Source organism: Streptomyces sp. UNOB3_S3, assembly GCF_020740895.1.
GTDB lineage: Bacteria > Actinomycetota > Actinomycetes > Streptomycetales > Streptomycetaceae > Streptomyces.
In genome coordinates this window covers 1-2,830 of sequence record NZ_JAILXP010000589.1, presented here as the reverse complement: position 1 = coordinate 2,830, position 2,830 = coordinate 1, and the positions used below count along the sequence as shown (strand labels likewise).

1 protein-coding gene and 1 pseudogene are annotated in these 2,830 nt (G+C 72.9%); one reads left to right on the top strand and one right to left on the bottom strand.

Annotated elements, in window-relative coordinates; translation table 11 throughout:
- A partial coding sequence (locus K6I33_RS33995; RefSeq protein WP_229358662.1) for an endo-alpha-N-acetylgalactosaminidase family protein occupies positions 1 to 2,531 on the top strand: 2,531 nt, incomplete at its 5' end.
- A 62-nt stretch (positions 2,532 to 2,593) separates the two neighbouring features.
- On the opposite strand, the pseudogene K6I33_RS33990 reads toward K6I33_RS33995, so the two are convergent.
- A pseudogene (locus K6I33_RS33990) lies at positions 2,594 to 2,830 on the bottom strand (beta-galactosidase); the annotation flags it as partial.

Below are 2,830 nucleotides of genomic sequence, written 5' to 3'. Positions count from 1 at the left end.
CCACCACACCCCCCGACGCCACGCCCACCGGCTGCGCCTACGCCGTCGTCGCCACCGGCGAACTCGGCGGCGGCATCGAGACGAACACCGTCCACGACCGGCCCGACGCCGCCACCGCCTGGGAGAACGGCCGCTTCCGCCGGCAGCTCCTCGCCCGCGACGGCTACACCAAGGCCCAGCTCACCTGCGGCCAGTGGACCCACCGCGCCGCCGGCGCCCCCACCGGCGACACCGAGCCCCTGCCCTACGTCCGCGTCGTCGTCACCCGCGACCGCAACGGCGACGGCCGGGCCGACTGGCAGGACGCGGCCATCGCCACGCGCGACATCATGACCGACCCGCTCGGCGCCGACGAACAGCACCTGCGCGTCGTCCCCCATATCCCCTTCAACTTCGCCAGCCAGGCCACCAACCCGTTCCTCGCCGTCCTCGACAACATCAAACGCGTCCACCTCGCCACCGACGGACTACGGCAGTTCACCCTCCTGAAGGGCTACCAGTCCGAGGGCCACGACTCCGCCCACCCCGACTACGGCGGCAACTACAACACCCGCGCCGGCGGCCTCACCGACCTCAACACCCTGCTGCGCTTGGGAAAACGCTGGAACAGCGACTTCGCCGTCCACGTCAACACCACCGAGTCGTACCCCGTCGCCCACGCCTTCTCCGAGACGCTCGTCGACAGAGACGACCGCCAGTGGGACTGGCTCGACCAGTCCTACCGCATCGACCCCCGCCGGGACCTGCTCTCCGGCGACATCGTCCGCCGCTTCCGCCGGCTGCGCGAGGAGACCGACCCGGCACTCGACACCCTCTACATCGACGTCTTCCGCGAATCCGGCTGGACCTCCGACCGCCTCCAGCGCGAACTGCGCGCCCAGGGCTGGCGCGTCACCACCGAATGGGGCCATGGCCTCGAACGCTCCAGCCTCTGGTCCCACTGGGCCACCGAGACCGACTACGGCCCCGACACCTCGCGCGGCGTCAACTCCCGGCTCATCCGCTTCATCCGCCACCACCAGAAGGACGTCTTCGCCGACAAATGGCCCCTCCTGGGCACCGCCCGCCTCGGCACCTTCGAGGGCTGGCAGGGCAAGACCGACTGGACGGCCTTCCACCGCCTGATCTGGACCCACAACCTCCCCGCGAAATACCTCCAGGCACACCCGATCCTCACCTGGACCGACCACGAGATCACCTTCGCCGGCCCGGCCGGGACCTCCGTCTCGGACACCGACGGCACCAGGACGATCGTCACCGACGGACGCGTCGTCCTCCGCGGCGACACCTACCTCCTCCCCTGGGAACCCCGCCGCGCCACCGACCCCGACCGCCTCTACCACTACAACCCGCACGGCGGCACCACCACCTGGACCCTGCCCCGCGCCTGGTCCCGGCTGCGCACGGTCGCCCTCCACCGCCTCACCGACCAGGGCCGCGCCGACACGCTCCGGGTGCCCGTACGGGACGGCCGCGTCACCCTCCGGGCGGCTCCCGACCAGCCGTACGTCCTGACCCGCCCGGACGCACGCCCGGCCCGCCGCGACCCCCGCTGGGGCGAGGGCACCCCGCTGCGCGACCCGTCCTTCCACTCCGGGAACCTCGACGCCTGGCGGGCCGTCGGCCCCGCCCGCGTCGAGCGCGGCGCCCTCGGCGACGGGGAGCTGGTGATCGGCGCGGGGGAGGCGGCGACCGTGAGCCAGCGGCTCGCCCGGCTGCGGCCCGGCACCTACGCCGCGTCCGTCCAGGTCGAGGTCGGCGCGGTCGCGGGGGAGCGGCGCCGGGCCGCGCTGACCGTCCGCACGGCCGACGGGATCACCGCGACGAACTGGACGGACACCTCCACGGCCGGCAATTTCGTGGCCGCCGACCGCAAGCACGGCACCCGCTTCCAGCGGATGTTCACCTGGTTCACCGTGCCGGAGGGCGGCGGGCCCGTGATCCTCGCGCTGACGGCCGCCCCCGGGCGGGCGCGGGTGCGGTTCGACGCCGTCCGCGTGGTGCCCGGCCGCAGGGCCGATGCCCGGGGCGCCCTGGTGTCCGAAGACTTCGAGAACGTGCCCCAGGGCTGGGGCCCCTTCGTCAAGGGGGACGCCGGCGGGGCCACCGACCCGCGCACCCATATCGCCCAGCGGCACGCGCCCTACACCCAGCGCGGCTGGAACGGCAAGGCCGTCGACGACGTCATCGATGGCACCCAGTCGCTGAAGTCGCGCGGGGAGAACCCCGGCGTGGTCTACCGCACCGTCCCCCACACCGTGCGCTTCACGGCCGGGCGCCGCTACCGGGTGGCCTTCCGCTACGAGAACGAGCGGGCGGGCCAGTACGCATGGGTGACGGCCGTCGACGAACCGGGAGCGCGCGAGCTGGTCCGTACGCCTCTGCCCGTCGCCGTCCGGCCGACCACGTTCTCGTACGAGTTCACCGCGCCGGATACGGGTGAGGCGTGGGTGGGACTGCGGAAAGTGGGGGACAACGGGACTGCTGAGTTCTGCCTGGATGGCTTCATCGTGCAGCTAGTCGGGCAATAAACCACCACGGGGTTCCGTCCCGTTGGTCACCGTCATCGGCCGGTGACCAGCGGGACGGACGCTCAGGCCCCGCCGTGGCCGGGCACTCCGCCCAGCCGGACCTCCGGCTCGCCCGGCCCCTCCAGCTCCAGCACCAGCACCTCGTTCTCCCCCTCGCGCAACACCGGCCCCGGCACATATAGCGGACGGCACGGACCCCGGTCCCAGTAGCGCCCCAGACAGAAACCGTTCACCCACACGAACCCCCGCACCCAGCCGGGCACCTCCAGCACCGCGTCGCCCGCCCCCACCACCTCGAA